The 18,072-nt window shown below is 38.1% G+C and carries 16 protein-coding genes, 13 tRNA genes and 2 rRNA genes; 22 read left to right on the top strand and 9 right to left on the bottom strand.

The features are described 5' to 3' along the window. The 14 genes from O3670_RS05930 to O3670_RS05865 form a co-directional block, all read left to right on the top strand. Positions 1 to 131, top strand: a 23S ribosomal RNA gene (locus O3670_RS05930); the annotation flags it as partial. An 83-nt stretch (positions 132 to 214) separates the two neighbouring features. Then, positions 215 to 329, top strand: a 5S ribosomal RNA gene (rrf, locus tag O3670_RS05925). Between the two features lie 5 nt (positions 330 to 334). Beyond that, positions 335 to 407 (top strand) — tRNA-Val (locus O3670_RS05920). Between the two features lie 4 nt (positions 408 to 411). After that, a tRNA-Gly gene (locus O3670_RS05915) sits at positions 412 to 482 on the top strand. Between the two features lie 32 nt (positions 483 to 514). Further along, a tRNA-Ile gene (locus O3670_RS05910) sits at positions 515 to 588 on the top strand. A gap of 6 nt (positions 589 to 594) precedes the next feature. Next, a tRNA-Glu gene (locus tag O3670_RS05905) sits at positions 595 to 666 on the top strand. 8 nt (positions 667 to 674) lie between these two features. Further along, positions 675 to 764: transfer RNA gene (locus tag O3670_RS05900), tRNA-Ser, on the top strand. 9 nt (positions 765 to 773) lie between these two features. Further along, a tRNA-Met gene (locus O3670_RS05895) sits at positions 774 to 847 on the top strand. A 3-nt stretch (positions 848 to 850) separates the two neighbouring features. Next, positions 851 to 923: transfer RNA gene (locus O3670_RS05890), tRNA-Phe, on the top strand. Positions 924 to 937: 14 nt separating this feature from the next. Then, a tRNA-Tyr gene (locus tag O3670_RS05885) sits at positions 938 to 1,018 on the top strand. 5 nt (positions 1,019 to 1,023) lie between these two features. Further along, positions 1,024 to 1,094: transfer RNA gene (locus O3670_RS05880), tRNA-Trp, on the top strand. A gap of 11 nt (positions 1,095 to 1,105) precedes the next feature. Continuing rightward, a tRNA-His gene (locus O3670_RS05875) sits at positions 1,106 to 1,178 on the top strand. An 8-nt stretch (positions 1,179 to 1,186) separates the two neighbouring features. Further along, positions 1,187 to 1,258 (top strand) — tRNA-Gln (locus tag O3670_RS05870). Between the two features lie 9 nt (positions 1,259 to 1,267). Continuing rightward, positions 1,268 to 1,351, top strand: a tRNA-Leu gene (locus tag O3670_RS05865). Positions 1,352 to 1,425: 74 nt separating this feature from the next. On the opposite strand, the gene O3670_RS05860 is transcribed toward O3670_RS05865, so the two are convergent. The 5 genes from O3670_RS05860 to O3670_RS05840 are packed head-to-tail and all read right to left on the bottom strand — an operon-like array spanning position 1,426 to position 4,916. After that, positions 1,426 to 2,559, bottom strand: a complete 1,134-nt coding sequence (locus O3670_RS05860; RefSeq protein WP_118172281.1) for a tyrosine-type recombinase/integrase — start codon at positions 2,557 to 2,559, stop codon at positions 1,426 to 1,428. 3 nt (positions 2,560 to 2,562) lie between these two features. Next, positions 2,563 to 2,757, bottom strand: a complete 195-nt coding sequence (locus tag O3670_RS05855) for a DUF3173 domain-containing protein (protein ID WP_000598356.1) — start codon at positions 2,755 to 2,757, stop codon at positions 2,563 to 2,565. 59 nt (positions 2,758 to 2,816) lie between these two features. Then, positions 2,817 to 3,203 carry a hypothetical protein gene (locus O3670_RS05850; RefSeq protein ID WP_006595173.1) on the bottom strand — a complete coding sequence of 129 codons (387 nt, stop codon included), beginning with the start codon at positions 3,201 to 3,203 and terminating at the stop codon, positions 2,817 to 2,819. A 2-nt stretch (positions 3,204 to 3,205) separates the two neighbouring features. Continuing rightward, positions 3,206 to 4,402: a replication initiation factor domain-containing protein gene (locus O3670_RS05845; protein ID WP_118172280.1), complete on the bottom strand. Its 1,197-nt coding sequence runs from the start codon at positions 4,400 to 4,402 to the stop codon at positions 3,206 to 3,208. Between the two features lie 40 nt (positions 4,403 to 4,442). Further along, entirely contained in the window at positions 4,443 to 4,916 is a 474-nt protein-coding gene (locus O3670_RS05840; RefSeq protein WP_000182279.1) for a hypothetical protein, read from the bottom strand. Between the two features lie 319 nt (positions 4,917 to 5,235). On the opposite strand from O3670_RS05840, the gene O3670_RS05835 reads away from it, so the two are divergent. Beyond that, the gene (locus O3670_RS05835; protein ID WP_000287814.1) at positions 5,236 to 5,682 is read left to right on the top strand and encodes a helix-turn-helix transcriptional regulator; all 447 of its coding nucleotides are present in this window, start codon (positions 5,236 to 5,238) and stop codon (positions 5,680 to 5,682) included. Between the two features lie 163 nt (positions 5,683 to 5,845). Here O3670_RS05835 and O3670_RS05830 read toward each other — a convergent pair whose 3' ends face one another. Continuing rightward, positions 5,846 to 6,172 (bottom strand): DMT family transporter, encoded by a 327-nt coding sequence (locus O3670_RS05830; protein WP_009732038.1) that lies wholly within the window; start codon positions 6,170 to 6,172, stop codon positions 5,846 to 5,848. A gap of 172 nt (positions 6,173 to 6,344) precedes the next feature. Between O3670_RS05830 and O3670_RS05825 the strand changes: the two genes are divergently transcribed. The 6 genes from O3670_RS05825 to O3670_RS05800 all read left to right on the top strand — a co-directional run bounded on the left by O3670_RS05825 (position 6,345) and on the right by O3670_RS05800 (position 14,544). Beyond that, entirely contained in the window at positions 6,345 to 6,743 is a 399-nt protein-coding gene (locus O3670_RS05825) for an FmdB family zinc ribbon protein (protein ID WP_009732039.1), read from the top strand. A gap of 557 nt (positions 6,744 to 7,300) precedes the next feature. Further along, complete coding sequence (locus O3670_RS05820) at positions 7,301 to 11,695, top strand: PolC-type DNA polymerase III (protein ID WP_175057360.1); 4,395 nt, start codon at positions 7,301 to 7,303, stop codon at positions 11,693 to 11,695. A 163-nt stretch (positions 11,696 to 11,858) separates the two neighbouring features. Beyond that, positions 11,859 to 13,100 carry an aminopeptidase gene (locus O3670_RS05815; RefSeq protein WP_022496769.1) on the top strand — a complete coding sequence of 414 codons (1,242 nt, stop codon included), beginning with the start codon at positions 11,859 to 11,861 and terminating at the stop codon, positions 13,098 to 13,100. 19 nt (positions 13,101 to 13,119) lie between these two features. After that, on the top strand, positions 13,120 to 13,350 hold the full coding sequence (locus O3670_RS05810; RefSeq protein WP_002886331.1) for a GlsB/YeaQ/YmgE family stress response membrane protein: 231 nt from the start codon (positions 13,120 to 13,122) through the stop codon (positions 13,348 to 13,350). A gap of 132 nt (positions 13,351 to 13,482) precedes the next feature. Next, on the top strand, positions 13,483 to 13,911 hold the full coding sequence (locus O3670_RS05805; protein WP_022496768.1) for a MarR family winged helix-turn-helix transcriptional regulator: 429 nt from the start codon (positions 13,483 to 13,485) through the stop codon (positions 13,909 to 13,911). An 87-nt stretch (positions 13,912 to 13,998) separates the two neighbouring features. Continuing rightward, on the top strand, positions 13,999 to 14,544 hold the full coding sequence (locus O3670_RS05800) for an NAD(P)H-dependent oxidoreductase (protein ID WP_022496767.1): 546 nt from the start codon (positions 13,999 to 14,001) through the stop codon (positions 14,542 to 14,544). Between the two features lie 88 nt (positions 14,545 to 14,632). Here the strand turns inward: O3670_RS05800 and O3670_RS05795 are convergent. From O3670_RS05795 to ahpC, 3 genes are all read right to left on the bottom strand, one after another. After that, positions 14,633 to 14,703, bottom strand: a tRNA-Cys gene (locus O3670_RS05795). 175 nt (positions 14,704 to 14,878) lie between these two features. After that, a complete protein-coding gene (ahpF, locus tag O3670_RS05790; protein ID WP_175057361.1) occupies positions 14,879 to 16,411 on the bottom strand; it encodes an alkyl hydroperoxide reductase subunit F in 1,533 nt (510 codons plus the stop codon). 16 nt (positions 16,412 to 16,427) lie between these two features. Next, positions 16,428 to 16,988 (bottom strand): alkyl hydroperoxide reductase subunit C, encoded by a 561-nt coding sequence (gene ahpC / locus O3670_RS05785; RefSeq protein WP_022496765.1) that lies wholly within the window; start codon positions 16,986 to 16,988, stop codon positions 16,428 to 16,430. Positions 16,989 to 17,260: 272 nt separating this feature from the next. On the opposite strand from ahpC, the gene rpsB reads away from it, so the two are divergent. Then, on the top strand, positions 17,261 to 18,028 hold the full coding sequence (gene rpsB, locus O3670_RS05780) for a 30S ribosomal protein S2 (protein WP_002886342.1): 768 nt from the start codon (positions 17,261 to 17,263) through the stop codon (positions 18,026 to 18,028). The last annotated feature ends 44 nt before the right edge of the window (positions 18,029 to 18,072 follow it).

The following is an 18,072-nucleotide window of genomic DNA, read 5'->3' as shown; positions in this document are numbered from 1 at the left end:
ACCTCAAGATGAGATTTCCCATGATTTTATATCAGTAAGAGCCCTGAGAGATGATCAGGTTGATAGGTTAGAAGTGAAAGTGTGGTGACACATGTAGCGGACTAATACTAATAGCTCGAGGACTTATCCAAAGAAAGTAACTGAGACATATTGACAACGATTTGGTTTCTTGATACAGTATAGATATTCAATTTTGAGTTGAGAATACTCAGAGTTAAGTGATGATAGCCTAGGAGATACACCTGTTCCCATGCCGAACACAGAAGTTAAGCCCTAGTACGCCTGATGTAGTTGGGGGTTGCCCCTGTTAGATACGGTAGTCGCTTAGCGCAAAGGGAGTTTAGCTCAGCTGGGAGAGCATCTGCCTTACAAGCAGAGGGTCAGCGGTTCGATCCCGTTAACTCCCATTAAGCGGGTGTAGTTTAGTGGTAAAACTACAGCCTTCCAAGCTGTTGTCGCGAGTTCGATTCTCGTCACCCGCTTTATTTGGTAACAAATAACCAAGCATTAGCTTGGGCGCGTAGCTCAGATGGTTAGAGCGCACGCCTGATAAGCGTGAGGTCGGTGGTTCGATTCCACTCGTGCCCATTATATGGTCCGTTGGTCAAGGGGTTAAGACACCGCCTTTTCACGGCGGTAACACGGGTTCGAATCCCGTACGGACTATATTTTATGGAGGATTACCCAAGTCCGGCTGAAGGGAACGGTCTTGAAAACCGTCAGGCGTGTAAAAGCGTGCGTGGGTTCGAATCCCACATCCTCCTTATAATTAACGCGGGATGGAGCAGCTAGGTAGCTCGTCGGGCTCATAACCCGAAGGTCGTAGGTTCAAATCCTGCTCCCGCAATATGGCTCGGTAGCTCAGTTGGTAGAGCAATGGATTGAAGCTCCATGTGTCGGCGGTTCGATTCCGTCTCGCGCCATTTGTTTATATTTTGGAAGGGTAGCGAAGAGGCTAAACGCGGCGGACTGTAAATCCGCTCCTTCGGGTTCGGGGGTTCGAATCCCTCCCCTTCCATAGTTACGGGCATAGTTTAAAGGTAGAACTAAGGTCTCCAAAACCTTCAGTGTGGGTTCAATTCCTACTGCCCGTGTTAGTAAAGTGGCGAATGTGGTGAAGTGGTTAACACATCAGATTGTGGCTCTGACATTCGGGGGTTCGATTCCCCTCATTCGCCTATATTTTTGGGGTATAGCCAAGCGGTAAGGCAAGGGACTTTGACTCCCTCATGCGTTGGTTCGAATCCAGCTACCCCAGTTATACTTTGCCGGCGTGGCGGAATTGGCAGACGCGCTGGACTCAAAATCCAGTGTCCGCAAGGACGTGCCGGTTCGACCCCGGCCGCCGGTATAGTATTAAAGACAAGGTTTTCGGACCTTGTCTTTTTTTCTTTGTTGTAAGTCGAGTTACCAATTTTTTCCATTTTAAAATAAATCATCAAGTTTATTAGCTAATGTTTTCTGTTTGCTAGGGTACAAATGGGAATAAGTATCAATTGTTGTCGTAATAGATGCGTGTCCTAATCTTTCTTTAACAACAAGATAATCTTCCCCTTGATTTATAAGTAATGATGCATGAGAGTGTCTTAAATCATGAATTCTTATTCTCTTTAAATCTTTATCCCTTTCTAGTATTTGCTTAAACTTCTTATCAATCATATTTTTTGTAATAGTTATTGGTGTACTCTGTATTATTTGTAGTTCGTCAGTATTTTTGGTAAATTCCTTAAGTTTTTCTTTTTGTTTTTCTTTCCAATCTTTTAACATTTCTGCTAATTTCTGATTGATTGTAATATTTCTAGTTCCTGAACGTGTTTTTGTTGTATTAATGTAGCTTGTATTATTTACAAAGTATACCGTTTTGGTAACGAAAATTGTATTTGTTAAAAGATTTATATCATTCCAGTTCAATGCGAGTATTTCTCCCATTCTCATCCCAGTAAAGAAAGCAATTACGAAAAACAGGTCATAGCTTATTTCATCATCTTGAATAAGTTCTCTAAATCTCGTGAATTCTTCTATACTCCAAAATTTGATATTAGGCTTCCTAATTGGTAATTTTCTCAGATTCTCAACAGGATTTTTATCAATAAGGGATTTTCTTATACCAGTGTCAAAAATTTTTTTAAGTAGAATTAGAACTTTATTAATTGTATTAAAACTTAAAGTTTCATTTTCATTTTGTTTTTTAGGTTTTGTTTTTAGGTATTCACGAAATTCGAATATATGGTCATACGTTAATTTATTTAAATTTGTATTTTTAAAATATGGTTTAATATGACGCTCATAATTGTTTCTTTGTGTACTTGTATAGCTTATTTTTCTGCCATTTTTCAAATCGTCTTCTTCAAGCAACTGGAATAACATATCTGTTGTTACTACAAAGTCAAATTGTTTTTCCTTTAATTCTACAACTCGAATATGTTGTTCTAGTTCTAGTGCTTCCTTTTTAGATTTTAATCCTTTTCGAATGATACGTATTCTTTTTTGTGTGACTGGGTGGAAACCATTAGAAACATCAACGGTCCATTTACCACTTTTAGTTTTACGAATAGTCATTCATTATGCTTCTTTCTGGAGTTCAATTCCTAGTAGTTCTTCAGCGACACTGGCTGGAATTGTACCAATCCGTTTGTTATCGTAGATGTTAAAACCACGATTTACTAATAGTAATTTGCCAGTATGGATAATCTTTCTTGCAGTTCCTGGAGCAAATCCAAGTTCGATAAGGTCATCTTTTGTTACAGTTTTAATCATGTGATCTCCTTTTCTAATTAGATTAAGTAAGGGGAGGATTAACTCCCCTTGTCTGATACTTATTTTTGTTTTACATCTACTAAATGGATAGCATCCGCCTTGTAATACATTGTCGAACTAATCATAGTAGCTTGTAAATTGTCAAATGTAACTGGTACTTCATCCATTGCTTGGATATAGTCATTATCAACTAAAGCTTCTGGATTGTCTACAGAGACTTGGGTTGATTTCTTTTTGAATTGTCCATCCTTGATTGTTACATTGTATTTCCAACCAATGATTTTATCGGTATTAAAACGTCTTTCGCTACCATCTCGGTTTTTGATAATTTCTCCGTTTGCATCTGCACGGACTTCCGTTTCAAATTTTGGAATGACTTCATCCAATTCAAATTTTGTTCCAATGTTATTAAAATTCCAGTCATTTTGTGAGAGCATTTTTGCCATAGTTAATTTCTCCTTTTGATATTTTCTTTGATTGTAGGGATCAAATCCTCTCTTTTAAAGAGTATTGCCCTTTCTATTAATCCACTTGCTAAATCTGGTGGATATTCCATATTGTTGAGTGCGAGATAGTTAGATTTCTCATACTCATGCAGTAAATTATTGTCGTATAGAAATTTATACGCTTTCAGAATAGCTCCTGAACCTTTATAGGTAAACCATTCTAATTTTTGTTCCAGTTCTGTTTTTGGTTTTGAAATAATGATAGAGACAGGTTTTGAGTGACCTAAAAACTTTTCCCAAGATCTCAAAGGTTTTGAGAAATGACTATCACTATAGAATCTCACTTTTTCTTTGAGATATCCCTTGGTAAAGTTGAGAAGATCTATTTCTGAATGCAACCATTCTTGAATGAAGTAGTGAGCTTTTTCTTTCCTAAGTTCTAACTCAGTTCTTATCCAATTTTCTATATACCGCTTGCTGATACCGAGCTTCTCAGCTCGTTCTAAGCGTTTATCGTAAATTCTAAGTCTTTCATCATCATTGGGTTTTCTCAAATATAAGGTCTGACCGATTGTTTCATCTCCGTAGGTATTGTAGTAGGTGCTTTTTCCATATATAAAGCGTTTCTTCTGACAAATCTTTAGAAGCTGATTAGGAGTGAAATAGGGTGTTTCATTAAAATCATCTATTGCAATATCAATTCGTCTTACTGAAAATTGATTGTAATTGTAGTAGAGGTTGTCCAGAAACTGTCTTTCGGACAGACTATTTGGATCTAATACCTTATCTCTATAGAACTCTAGTGCCTGTCCTGACATGACAAGCATGTAGGACGACTCTTTCGATCCATAGTAGATACGGATATTCCCATAATGAAGCTGGCTATCATAGTTATAGTATTTAAGGCTCCCCTTATTCTCAATAAATAGGTCAAAGTCAAGAAATAGGATATCTTCGATTATTTCTTTTGGCGAAAATTCAGTCTTATCAAACTGAATTTGAATCCAGTCAAATACAGAACGTAAATGCTCCTTTTTTGCCATAGATTTTGATTCAACTTTTTGCCTAATTTTGCCACCCTTGAAATCTCCAAAACCCTTGGTAATACTGAATTCTTTCGATGGTACACCTAACTTGCAGAGGGTGGTGTTACTACACACCCTATCGGTCAAAAATGGTCCGTCCGCATCTACGCTCATTTTCGGCTTTCTGCCTCATGGCTCAGCCGAAAACTCGCTATTAGCCGAACCTATTTTTTGACCTCTTGTTAACAAACCCTAGTAAGCCGGTTTGCATCGACTCTTCAATATCTTGGATTTTCTTTTTTAGGTTGGAATTCTCAATTTTTATCAGTCGCATTTCTCGCTTAAATTCCTGTTTTAAGGCGCTCAGTTCATCGTAGAGCTCATCTATTACTTGGTTTAGGGATTCATGTTCATTGTCTGCTAGACTCCCAAATACGGCTTGTATAGCCTCTTTTAGACCTATTTCAAGTTTTAGTTTAGCTAACTTTTGAAATTGTCTAAGGTCTTCGTCTGTAAAATCATAGGCAACTGTATAACTTAATTGATGAGTTCTGGGATTTCTACTGATAGGAACTTTAATTTTCTTAAATTCCTTGCCACTTATCTCTTTAATCAGTTGAATCCAATTTTTAAGAGTAGAGGTAGAGTTTAGGCCAGAAATTTGATTGACTAACTCTTTATTGGTCATCTTTTTGTGAAACCTCCGAAATTTTCTTGTGCAACTGAAGAGTTTTCTGTGGTATAATTGTTACATAATATGTTTTGATCTTGGAACGAACGGCACATTTGTTTCAAGATTTTTTATTTTGTCGAATCCTACCTCCTTTATTAAAATTTTTTAAATCGACTACTAGTTACATACGCTTTTACCTCCTTTTATGCTATAATATTCTCAATGGAATATTCAATCTCAAAATAAATATTCCTTATGGAATAATTCTATTTTATACCGTTTAGAATATTTTGTCAAGCTAAAATATACGAATAAGAATATCTATAGGAGAATTATGTATACAGAGGATTATAAATTTTCAGAGAGGTTAAAAACTCTCAGAAAATCAAAAAAGTTAACTCAAGTACAAATATCGGAATTAATTGGAGTTCAACAAGGGACATATTCTCGGTGGGAGAATGGAACGTTAGAACCAGGATTAGAATTCGTTGTGAAATTAGCAAATATCTTTGGGACTACTACAGATTATTTGCTGGGACAAAAACCTTATTCAATTATCAGTAGTTTACCTCTAGAACAATTAGATCTTACCAATATTGCAAACTTTTCAAAGGATGAGTTTGATATTTTGAAACATTCAATAGCAGTTTCGGTGGCAAGAAATAAAATAAAGGCAACAGAACTAAAAGATAGAGTTATAGAAAAAAATCAGTTGTCAGAAAAAGATGCAGAACTTTTGAATAAGATTTTTGAAGAAGTTAAAACTTATTGGGAAAATTAGGAGGACGCTAGTCTTCAAAATTCCCTCCCAAAATGTGTCCAAAATATTGACAGAATTCTAGCTTTTCATTATAGTTCTTATGGAACTTTTTTTCTACAACAAAATAGGCTCCATAATATCCATAGGGGATTTACCCACTACAAATAGTATAGAGCCGGTTTTATTAATGTCCTGCATTTCCTAATAAGTTAACCATGACAACACCAATGATAATCAAAATTAAACCGATAATGCTATAAACATTTAGTGTTTCTTTGAAAATCATTACTGCGATAGAGGCTGTCAAAACTAAACCGACAGCTGACCATGTTGCATAAGCTATTCCTAAAGGAATTTTTTGCATTGCTAGTGAGAGGAAATAGAAACAAACGCCATAGCTAAGTAGGGCAGAAACGGTTGGAATAGGCTTTGTAAAACCGTCTGATAATTTCAAAAGGTTAGTTCCCAATATCTCTCCTACAATGGCGATAAAAAGATAAAAGTATGACATGTCTATAACCTCCTATATGTCATGTTTTTGCTCTAAGAGCTATTATAGCTATCCGTTTTTTATAAATCTTGGCACAAGTCATGAGAATTTGTAGTAAAACTGTGGCAGACACTTTTTCAGAACCAATAGCTGATAAGTTTAGTATATCATAAGATAAATTTTAAAAAAAGTCTTGATTTATTTCAATGTCTTGCGTGGTCTCGATTTTACTGGTAAAATTACTTTTAAGAACTTTAAAAAAGAGGTTTCTATATTTGACAAAACAATGACTTGTTGTCCCGAATGTGGGCATCCTTTGGAGAAAAAATTTTTAAAAGATGAGGGAGATATTCCTTATTGTTCACAATGTGCGAGTTTTCGTTTTCCAGTCTTTAATACAGCAATTAGTGCGATTTTATTTAATGAAAAACATGATAAGATTCTCTTGATTAAGCAATATGACATGGCTGAGCATATTTTGCTAGCTGGTTATGTGTCTAATGATATTCACAACCAATTTCTACAATCATTAAAGGCAATTAATTTAGCCTCTCTTATTACGGATATGGGTAATAAAATTGCACAAAACTAGTCCAAAACTCTTTTTAATAAGGAGTATACTTTCTAGCATTTTATAGTTACTAAAAAGTATCTAAACTTTGGAAGTGATACTAAGTTTTAAAAAATATTATGGAAAAAAAGCTTATAAAATCAATATTTCTGAGATTTAAAACTAATAATATTAGACTCAAAATCTAAAAGAAAAATATTAGAGTCATTTATACAAAAACTAGATCTAATTTATGTTTAGTTTGTTAATATTCCATATACCTCAAATAATCGTACAAGTGTCTTGAATACCTCTGGATGAATATAACCTGTTGGGACATATCGTCTATTCTCTGATGATGCTCTTAGAACGATAAGGTATGGAGTGTTACCAAAAAGTTACTAAAATTTGAAAAATGAGTCTATTTTGCAAGATTTAAAAGGCTTAAAGCCCTATTAAATCAAGGTTGTAAGATTTAAATAATGGAGTTATGGAACTCAAAATCCAGTGTCCGCAAGGACGTGCCGGTTCGACCCCGGCCGCCGGTATAAGTTACACTCCTTTAGGAGTGTTTTTTTGTCTATAGGAGTTTAATTTTTATGTCTGATAAATTTCAGCTTCTCTTAAAGCAAATTCGTTTTCCTGAGGAACACGATGCTTTTAAAGAAATTAAAGATGGTTCTATCGAAACAGTAAAACTATTTAAATCAAAACGGCAGTGGTTTTTTGTTTTTTCTTTTCCTAGTGTTCTTTCTTATGAGTCTTTTGTGCTTTTTGATAGTTTACTTCATTCTTCCTTCAATTCTTTAGGTGCCAAAGCTTCTTTTGAGATTCGTTTATTTTCTACTTCTTGCGATGATTCTTTACTTGAAGATTATTTTTCATATGCCTTAGATAGTTTAAAAGTTTCTCACTTTTCTATTTATTCTTTATTCTCAAATCTAAAGGTTGAAATTTCAAATAATAGTATTTGTGTTAAGGCTCCAGCGCATATTATTAAAGAAAATTTACAGGATAGATTTATTTCTTTGATTTCTAAATCTCTTTCTCAAGTTGGTTTATCTGACGTATCAATTTCTGTTCTTGAAGATAAGGAAGCGTCATCTTCTTTAGAAGAGGCTTACGAAACAAACAAGGTTTCTTTACAAGAACAAGCTGAATCTCAGGCAAGACAGGCTCTTCAATCTATTCTTGAGAGTGCTCCAACACCGAAACCTGTGAACGAACCGGACCAAAATTTTGCTGAGAAACAAAGTCAACGTCAAGCTAGTTTTGATAAGGCTGAAATAACGCCAATGGTTGATATTAATTCTGAAGAGAATCGTGTTGTTTTTGAAGGATATATTTTTGATGTAGAGCAACGCGAAACTAAGACGGGTCGAATTATTATTAATTTCAAGGTAACTGATTATACCTCTAGTTTTGCAATGCAGCGCTGGGTCAAAGATAGTGATGAGCTTGCTAAGTTCGATATGATAAAAAAGGGGAACTGGGTAAGAGTTCGCGGTCGTATTGAGAATAATCCTTTCACTCATAGCCTGACAATGAATGTACAAGATATCAAAGAGATTTCGCACACACCTCGCAAGGATTTGATGCCTGAGGGACAAAAGCGTGTGGAATTTCATGCACATACTAACATGTCGACTATGGATGCCATGCCAACTGTGGAAGAGCTTATTGACACTGCTGCTTCTTGGGGGCATCCAGCTGTTGCTATAACTGATCACGCTAATGTTCAGAGTTTTCCTCATGGCTACCATAGGGCTAAGAAAGCTGGTATTAAAGCTATTTTTGGTCTTGAAGCCAATCTTGTTGAGGATAAAGTTCCTATTGTTTATAATTCCCAGAATTTGGAATTAAAAGAAGCAACTTATGTTGTATTTGACGTTGAGACAACGGGCTTGTCTGCTGTTCATAATGATTTGATTCAGATTGCGGCATCAAAAATGCATAAAGGTAATATTATTGAGCAATTTGATGAATTTATAGACCCAGGGCATCCTCTTTCTGCTTTTACTACTGAGTTGACAGGTATTACTGATAATCATGTAAAAGGTGCTAAACCTTTAGTCCAAGTTTTACAGGAGTTTCAAGAATTCTGTCAAGGAACTGTGCTAGTAGCCCATAATGCGACCTTTGACGTTGGTTTTATGAATGCCAATTATGAAAGACATCAGTTACCAACAATTTCACAACCAGTTATTGATACTTTAGAATTTGCACGAAATCTTTATCCTGAGTATAAGCGTCATGGTTTGGGTCCTTTGACGAAGCGGTTTGGTGTGGCTTTAGATCACCACCACATGGCCAATTATGATGCGGAAGCAACGGGCCGTTTGTTGTTTATCTTCATAAAAGATGTGTTTGATAAGCACGGTTTGACTAATTTGGAACAGTTGAACACGGATTTGGTTTCTGAAGATTCGTATAAAAAGTCTCGTGTTAAACATGCGACGCTGTATGTTCAGAATCAAACTGGCTTGAAGAATATCTTTAAGTTGGTAAGTTTATCAAATGTCTCATACTTTGAGGGGGTAGCACGTATTCCTCGTACGGTCTTAGATGAGTATCGTGAGGGAATCATTGTAGGTTCTGCTTGTGCTGATGGTGAGGTTTTTGATACGCTTCTGTCTCATGGTATTGACAAGGCAGTTGAAGTTGCTAAATATTATGACTTTATTGAAGTTATGCCACCAGCGATTTATGCACCATTGATTGCGAAGGACTTAATTAAGGATGAGGTGGCTATAGAACAACTGATTCGAGATTTGATTGAAGTTGCTAATCGTCTGGACAAGCCTGTGCTTGCTACAGGAAATGTACATTATATCAATCCTGAGGATGCGATTTATCGTGAAATCATTGTTCGTGCTTTGGGACAAGGAGCAATGATTAATAGGCCAATCGGTAAGGGAGAAAATGCGAAACCTGCTCCTTTACCTGAAGCGCATTTTAGAACAACGAATGAGATGCTAGATGACTTTGCCTTTTTGGGAAAAGACTTAGCCTATGAAATTGTTGTAACTAATACGCAGGCTATGGCAGACCAAATTGAAGAGGTCGAGGTTGTCAAAAAAGACTTGTACACACCTTTCATTGATCGTGCGGAAGAACAGGTTGCGGAGATGACATATGCTAGAGCGTTTGAGCTCTATGGTAATCCTTTGCCTGATATTATTGATCTGCGAATTGAGAAAGAGTTGTCCTCAATTCTTGGTAATGGTTTTGCCGTAATTTACCTGGCTTCGCAGATGTTGGTTAACCGTTCAAATGAACGTGGGTACCTAGTTGGTTCGCGTGGATCTGTCGGTTCTAGTTTTGTTGCGACGATGATTGGAATTACTGAGGTTAATCCGATGCCGCCACACTATTTATGTCCTAAATGTCAACACTCGGAGTTCATTACAGATGGTTCTTATGGATCTGGCTTCGATTTGCCTGATAAGGAGTGTTCGGAATGTGGAACGGAGTATAAAAAAGATGGTCAGGATATTCCTTTCGAGACTTTCCTAGGTTTTGATGGGGATAAGGTTCCGGATATCGATTTGAACTTTTCCGGTGATGATCAACCATCAGCCCACTTGGATGTTCGTGATATTTTTGGAGAGCAATATGCTTTTCGTGCTGGAACAGTAGGTACTGTTGCAGATCGGACGGCTTATGGTTTTGTCAAAGGTTACGAACGTGACTACAATAAGTTTTACCGTGATGCCGAGGTCGATCGTCTGGCCATGGGGGCCGCTGGGGTTAAGCGAAACACAGGTCAGCACCCGGGTGGTATTGTTGTTATTCCAAATTATATGGATGTCTATGATTTCACACCTGTTCAATATCCGGCTGATGATGTAACGGCTGCCTGGCAGACGACTCACTTTAATTTCCACGATATCGATGAGAACGTGTTGAAGCTTGATATTCTGGGACATGATGATCCGACTATGATTCGTAAGTTGCAGGATTTATCAGGAATCGATCCAAAAGATATTCGAGCAGATGATCCAGATGTAATGAAACTTTTTTCAGGGACTGATATTTTAGGGGTAACACCTGAACAGATTGGGACACCAACGGGAATGTTGGGAATCCCTGAGTTTGGGACTAACTTTGTTCGTGGTATGGTCGACGAGACGCATCCGACGACCTTTGCGGAACTCTTACAGTTATCTGGTTTGTCCCACGGAACAGACGTTTGGTTAGGTAATGCACAAGATTTGATTAAGGAAGGTATCGCCACTCTGAAAACAGTTATCGGTTGTCGTGATGATATCATGGTATACCTAATGCATGCGGGATTAGATCCTAAGATGGCCTTCACAATCATGGAACGTGTGCGTAAGGGGATGTGGTTGAAGATTTCCGAAGAAGAGCGTAATTGCTATATTCAAGCTATGCGTGAAAATAATGTTCCAGACTGGTACATTGAATCTTGTGGTAAAATCAAATACATGTTCCCTAAAGCCCATGCGGCAGCCTACGTTATGATGGCCCTACGTGTAGCTTATTTCAAAGTGCACCATCCTATTTATTACTATTGTGCCTACTTCTCGATTCGAGCTAAAGCATTTGAGCTTAAGACGATGTCTGCGGGTCTTGATGCTGTTAAAGCTCGAATGGAAGATATTAAGGAGAAGCGCCAACGAAATGAAGCGACTAATGTTGAAAATGACTTATTTACGACGCTTGAAATTGTCAATGAAATGTTAGAACGTGGCTTTACCTTTGGTCAGTTGGATCTTTATAAGAGTCAGGCAACTGAATTTTTGATTGAAGGAGATACCTTGATTCCACCGTTTATTGCACTTGAAGGTTTGGGTGAGAATGTTGCTAAGCAAGTGGTTGCTGCGCGTGAAGAAGGGGAGTTCCTTTCCAAGACAGAATTGCGTAAACGAGGAGGCCTATCATCAACCTTGGTTGAAAAATTGGATGAAATGGGAATCCTAGGAAATATGCCAGAAGATAATCAATTAAGTCTTTTTGATGATTTCTTTTAATGGCTGAAGAGAATTGTCATCAACTTTGAGAGAATGGAGTCAGTCTCCGTTCTCTTTTTGTTTAGGGGGCTGCATGTGATGCTAAAAAGCCAAAGCTGAGAGGAAACCTTTTTCTTCGTCTTATGGTATACTGATAGAAAATTATAGTTTCAAGGAGTTAATCATGGTTTTACCAAATTTTAAAGAAAATCTTGAGAAATATGCTAAATTACTGGTTGCTAATGGGATTAATGTGCAACCTGGTCACACAGTGGCTTTGAGCATTGATGTAGAACAAGCAGAGCTAGCACACCTCTTAGTTAAAGAAGCCTATGCTCTAGGAGCAGCTGAGGTAATCGTTCAATGGTCAGATGATATTATTAATCGCGAGCGCTTCTTGCATGCTGATATGGACCGCATCGAAGAGGTTCCTGCCTATAAAAAAGCTGAGATGGAATATTTGTTGGCCAAGAAGGCAAGTCGCTTAGGTGTTCGTTCATCAGATCCAGGTGCCCTTAATGGTGTAGCTCCTGAACGTTTATCTGCTCATGCTAAAGCTACTGGAGTGGCTTTTAAACCTATGCAGGTGGCAACTCAGTCTAATAAGGTTAGTTGGACTGTAGCTGCTGCAGCTGGTAAGGAATGGGCTAAGAAGGTCTTTCCCGATGCTGCGAGTGATGAGGAAGCTGTAGATTTACTTTGGGACCAAATTTTCAAGACTTGTCGTGTCTATGAAGAGGACCCTGTACGTGCTTGGAAGGAACATGCTGATCGCTTGGATGCTAAAGCACGCCTACTCAATGAAGCACAATTCTCAGCCTTACACTATCAAGCACCTGGAACAGATTTGACTCTAGGATTGCCTAAAAACCATGTTTGGGAGTCTGCAGGTGCCATTAATGCGCAAGGTGAAGGTTTCCTTCCTAATATGCCAACAGAAGAGGTCTTTACGGCACCAGATTTTCGTCGTGCAGATGGTTATGTCTCAAGCACAAAGCCTCTAAGCTACAATGGTAATATTATTGAGGGAATCAAGGTAACCTTCAAAGATGGTGAAATTGTAGATATCACAGCGGACCAAGGTGATGAAGTGATGAAGAATCTCGTCTTCAACAATAATGGGGCGCGTGCTCTAGGTGAATGTGCTTTGGTACCAGATCCAAGTCCTATTTCACAGTCAGGCATCACTTTCTTTAACACTCTTTTTGATGAGAATGCATCCAACCACCTAGCTATTGGAGCAGCCTATGCTACCAGTGTTGAGGGAGGGGCAGACATGACAGAAGAGGAGCTTAAGGAAGCTGGTCTTAATCGTTCTGATGTACACGTAGACTTTATGATTGGTTCAAATCAAATGGATATTGATGGTATCCGCCAAGATGGTAGTCGTGTACCGATCTTCCGAAATGGGGATTGGGTAATCTAAGTATGAGGGAGAATTTATCATGATTGGAAGTATGATAGTTGGTTTTCTAATTGGCCTTATTGCCTCTGCTATATCAAATAGGGGTGAACATATGGGCTGTATTGGTAAGACCTTTGTTGGATGGCTAGGTGCTTTTGTTGGTCAGCTTCTTTTTGGAAATTGGGGACCGATGCTAGCAGATACTGCTATCGTTCCTTCAGTACTAGGTGCTGTTATCTTATTAGCCCTTTTTTGGAATCGTAATAGTTAGAAATGAAAGAGTTCTGAGGTATTGGTTAGATATCTAAGGACTCTTTTTTCTTATTTTTTCATTTTCATATACCACTTTTAGAAAAACTGTGGTAGAGTAATAAAAACAGCATCTATTTGGAAAGGACTAGAAATGAGTGACTTAGATAAAAACATGGCTGTAAAAAGTATGGTAGTTATGCGTAAGGCTTTTCGTACCATCGATGCCAAGGTTTCTGAGACCTTTAAAGAATTTAATTTGACACCAACTCAATTTGGAGTCATGGACGTGCTTAATGCTAAAGGACGTATGAAAATTGGCGAATTAATTGACTGCATGCTTGCCACCTCCGGGAATATGACTGTCGTCATTAAAAATATGGAGAAAAAAGGTTGGTTGACGCGAGAAGCCTGCCAAACAGATAAGCGTGCTTTCGAGGTTGATTTGACGGATGAGGGCCGTCGTATTATTCAAGCAGCAATCCCGCCACATCAACGAGCTATTGAGGAGACTTTTTCCGTTCTGACACCTGAAGAGCAGGCACAGTTGGTAGAGCTCCTGAAAAAATTTAAGAATGTCTGAGCATATTTCTTTATATTTCTAATGGAATTATATATATTACTATGTAGTAGTAAAAATCAATTATTAGAAATACAAAGGAAACGTATCATGAAAAACATTTTATTTATCGTTGGATCTCTTCGCAAGGGATCATTTAACCACCAATTAGCAGAAGAAGCTGAGAAAATGTTAGCTGGTAAAGCTAATGTTTCTTATCTTGACTATAGTCAAGTACCTGTTTTTAATCAGGATTTAGAAAGTCCAGTTCTTCCAGTTTTGGCAGAAGTTCGAGAACAGGTCTTGGCAGCAGACGCAATTTGGATTTTCTCACCGGTTTATAATTTCTCAATTCCTGGGCCAGTGAAAAATTTGCTTGACTGGTTGAGCCGTGCCCTTGACCTATCAGATCCTTCAGGGCCATCAGCTCTTCAAGATAAGATTGTAACCGTGTCATCAGTTGCTAATGGTGGTCACAATCAACTTTTTGATGCCTACAAAGACTTGTTACCATTTATCCGTACCCAAGTGGTTGGTGATTTTACAGCGACACGTGTAAATGATACAGCCTGGGCAGATGGGAAATTCCTAGCAACTGAAGAAGTTCTTGAAAGCCTTCAGAATCAAGCGGAAGCTTTGATTGAAGCGATTAAATAAGAATAATGAATACCCGAGGTTTCTAGCTTCGGGTATTTTTATATGCAATAATGAAAAAAAGACACCCTAAGGTGTCTTCGTATTATGAAGGCGGTAGACGGATTTGAACCGACGATCAAGCTTTTGCAGAGCCGTGCCTTACCACTTGGCTATACCGCCATAACAGATACCATTCTATCGAAAAAAAAAAGATTCGTCAAGTCTCTTTCATCAAATTGACTGGTTGATTATTCAAACTGCCTATTTACAAGAAACATAAAGAGGTTGAAAGACATTCAACCTCTTCATATTAATTATAACTGTTGAAGATAGATTACTAACACGCAAGTGTTGATTATTGTCTAATCAAGTAATCAAATGCTCCGATAGCAGCTGTAGCACCAGACCCCATGGAGATAATGATTTGCTTGTAGGCACTATCTGTACAGTCACCTGCAGCAAAAATACCAGGGATATTTGTTGAACCAAATTTATCAACGATAATTTCTTGGCGCTCATTGAGTTCAATACCACTATCTTTGAGCCAAGCAGTATTTGGTACAAGACCAATTTGAACAAAGACACCTTCAAGATCAAGATGTTTTTCTTCGTTTGTATCACGCTCAACGTAATTCAAACCAGTTACATGATCTTGACCAACAATTTCTTTGGTTGCAACGTTCTTAAGAATGGTTAGATTATCAGTTTTAGCAGCTCGTTCTTGTAAGACTTGATCTGCCTTTAATTCAGGTAAGAACTCTAAGACCGTAACATGTTTAGTAATGCCAGCTAAATCTAAAGCCGCTTCCAAACCTGAGTTACCACCACCGATAACTGCAACATTCTTCCCTTCAAATAGTGGACCATCACAGTGTGGGCAGTAAGTAACACCTTTATTGCGGAATTCTTCCTCGCCAGGAACGTTGATATTACGCCATTTGGCTCCGAGAGCCAGGATGGCAGTTTTGGATTTTAAAACGGCACCGTTAGCCAGTGTCACTTCAATAAGTTCTTTCTTTTCGATGCCAGTAGCTAATTGACTTTTGATGATATCAACATCATAAGATTTCGTATGCTCTTCAACTTGGGCCATTAACTTAGGACCTTCTGTATATAGCGTACCAATCATGTTCTCAATGCCGACTGTCTCGATAACTTGTCCACCAAAGGTTTCTGCTAAAAGACCAGTTTTTAAACCTTTACGGGCAGCATAGATGGCCGCACTGTTTCCAGCAGGGCCACCACCAATAACCAAAACATCATAGACACCTTTATCAGCGAAAGCATCAGCATCAAGTGGTCCGTCCAATTTTTCTACAAGCTGTTCAATGGTTGCACGACCAGATGTAAATTCTTCTTGGTCTTTGTAAACCGTAGGAACAGACATGATACCTTTAGCTTTGACCTCATCCTGATACATCCCACCTTCAATCATGGTGTGAGTGATATTTGGGTTCAAAACAGCCATTATATTAAAGGCTTGAACAACGTCTGGACAATTGTGACATGTTAATGAAACATAAGTCTCTAAATCGATGGTTTTATCAATCTTCTTGATACGTTCGATAGTGTCCTTATCAACTTTAGGTGGACGACCAGAAACTTGCAAGAGAGCTAAAATGAAAGATGTGAATTCGTGGCCCATTGGTAAGCCTGAGAAAATAACACGACTTTTTTGCCCTTTTTGTGTAATACCAAAACTAGGTTGACGTTTTAAATGTGTTGATTCAAGACTAATACGGTCAGACATAGCGGCAATCTCGTCTAGAAATTCTTTTACTTTTCGAGAATTATCGTCATCCCCTAAATCCGTTTGTAATACAATATCAGATTCTAGTAAATTTAAATATTGTGCTAATTGCGTCTTGATTTCTTTATCTAAGACCATGGATACCCCCTGGTTGTTAAATTTTACCTACAAGATCTAAGCTAGGAGTAAGTGTTTCAGCTCCTTCTTTCCATTTGGCTGGACAAACTTCACCTGGATGTTGGCGAATATATTGAGCAGCACGGACTTTATCAATAAGAGTGCTTGCATCCCGTCCGATACCGTCAGCGTTAATTTCCATCATTTGGATAACGCCATCTGGATCAATGATGAATGTACCACGTTGTGCGAGACCATCTTGCCCAAGAACATCAAAGCCTTGTGAGATGTGGTGTGAAGGATCTCCAATCATAGGATAAGTAATAGTTCCAACAACATCTGAGTCATCATGCCAAGCTTTGTGAACAAAGTGAGTGTCAGTAGAGACAGAGTAAACCTCTACACCAAGAGATTTAAGAGCTTCATATTGTTCTTGAAGGTCACCGAGTTCAGTTGGGCAGACAAATGAAAAATCTGCAGGGTAGAAGCAGAAAACAGCCCATTTTCCCTTAATATCTTCATCTGTAACAGTAATGAATTCCCCGTTGTGGTAAGCTTGTGCTGAAAATTCAATAATTTCTTTTCCGACTAATGACAAAATAATGTCCTCCTCTATTTTTGATAGCCTAATTATAAACAAAATACTTATCAACCTCAAAGAAAACGATTGCAATTTCAATACGGGTGAATTTTTTCTAATGGTCAGACTGATTTTAGAGCTTGTCAAATGTCACTTTTTTTGATAAACTACTATAGTTGCGTAAAGTGACAAATACTCATTCTAAGCCGATTGTGGTCTTGTTGCCGCAGGGTGGGACTGCAAGTCTAAAGCTTAGAAGAGGAAAAAACAATTTTTAAGGAGAAATACTCATGGCAGTAATTTCAATGAAACAACTTCTTGAGGCTGGTGTTCACTTCGGTCACCAAACTCGTCGCTGGAATCCTAAGATGGCTAAGTACATCTTCACAGAACGTAACGGGATCCACGTTATCGACTTGCAACAAACTGTAAAAATGGCTGATACAGCTTACGAATTCGTTCGTGAAGCAGCAGCTAACGATGCAGTAATCTTGTTCGTTGGTACTAAAAAACAAGCAGCTGAAGCAGTAGCTGAAGAAGCAACTCGTGCTGGTCAATACTACATCAACCACCGTTGGTTGGGTGGTACTCTTACAAACTGGGATACTATCCAAAAACGTATCGCTCGTTTGAAAGAAATCAAACAAATGGAAGCTGATGGAACTTTCGAAGTTCTTCCTAAGAAAGAAGTTGCACTTCTTAACAAACAACGTGCACGTCTTGAAAAATTCTTGGGTGGTATCGAAGATATGCCTCGCATTCCAGATGTAATCTACATCGTTGACCCACACAAAGAACAAATCGCTGTGAAAGAAGCTAAAAAACTTGGTATCCCAGTTGTAGCGATGGTTGATACAAACGCTGATCCAGATGAGATTGATGTAATCATCCCAGCTAACGATGACGCTATCCGTGCCGTTAAATTGATCACTTCAAAAATGGCTGATGCTATCATCGAAGGTAACCAAGGTGAAGATGCTTCTGCAGATTTCCAAGAAGCAGCTGCAGCTGATTCAATCGAAGAAATCGTTGAAGTTGTCGAAGGTGACAACAACTAATCTTTAAGATTGGTTTGGGCTCAATGCCCACTAAAGATACGACA

It is taken from the genome of Streptococcus sp. 27098_8_74, assembly GCF_041431705.1.
Taxonomy (GTDB): Bacteria; Bacillota; Bacilli; order Lactobacillales; family Streptococcaceae; genus Streptococcus; species Streptococcus salivarius_E.
This window is presented reverse-complemented; position numbering and strand designations above follow the sequence as displayed.